This window comes from Burkholderia sp. E168m23 (assembly GCF_016586125.1).
Classification (GTDB): domain Bacteria; phylum Pseudomonadota; class Gammaproteobacteria; order Burkholderiales; family Burkholderiaceae; genus Burkholderia; species Burkholderia orbicola.
Genome location: NZ_BCPP01001530.1, coordinates 1 through 908 on the forward strand (window position 1 = coordinate 1; position 908 = coordinate 908).

2 pseudogenes are annotated in these 908 nt (G+C 70.0%); both read left to right on the forward strand.

Going from position 1 to position 908, the window contains the following annotated elements:
• Positions 1 to 127, forward strand: a pseudogene (locus JMF90_RS40755) (LysR family transcriptional regulator); the annotation flags it as partial.
• A 229-nt stretch (positions 128 to 356) separates the two neighbouring features.
• A pseudogene (locus JMF90_RS38670) lies at positions 357 to 908 on the forward strand (DNA topoisomerase IB); the annotation flags it as partial.

The window sequence follows — 908 nt, forward strand, 5'->3', positions numbered from 1 at the left end:
CGGGCTGCAGCTCGTCTATACGAGCCGCCCGCCGCTGCCACCCGCGGTCACGGCCGTGGCCGAGTTTCTGCTGGAGAAGCTCGACCAGGGGATGTCGAAGTGTCCCGAGCCCGCGGCCGGCCGATGACGTTTCGTCGTCGCCGCGAACGGCATTTTCTTGCCGCTCCGCCGTCGCGTCGTACGGCCGGCCGGCCGGCGCACGATTCTTGCTCCCGTTCCGCGACGACCGCTCATGCCGTGCTGCAGGTCGCCGTCCGGGCCCATTACGAACAAGGGAGCAAACACATGACCGCAGCCCAGGAGCACGGGTCGCCATCCGTCGCTATCGCTATCGCCGTCAACCGGCACACGCGCGCATGAAGCAGCCCGCTTCGAGCACGGCCGCGGCGCTGCGCCACGTCGACGACCGCCAACCCGGCTACACGCGCCGCCGCCTGCGCAACGGCTTCGCGTATTACGCGCAGGACGGCACGCGGATTCGCGATGCCGCGGAAATCGCCCGCATCGACGCGCTGGCGATTCCACCTGCCTACACCGACGTATGGATCTGCGCCGACCCGCTCGGCCACTTGCAGGCGACGGGCCGCGACGCGCGCGGCCGCAAGCAGTATCGCTATCACCCGCAGTGGCGGGAAACGCGCGATGCGAACAAGTACGCACGGATGGCCGCGTTCGCGCGGGCGCTGCCGCGCATCCGCGCGCGCGTGACGCGCGATCTGGCGTTGCCGGGCATGCCGCGCGACAAGGTCGTCGCGACGATCGTCCGCTTGCTCGACACGACGCTCGCGCGGATCGGCAACGCGGAATACGCGCGCGAAAACGGCTCGTACGGGCTGACGACGCTGCGCAAGCGCCATTTGAAGATCCAGCCCGGCCAGGTGCGGCTGCGCTTCGCCGGCAAGAGCGGG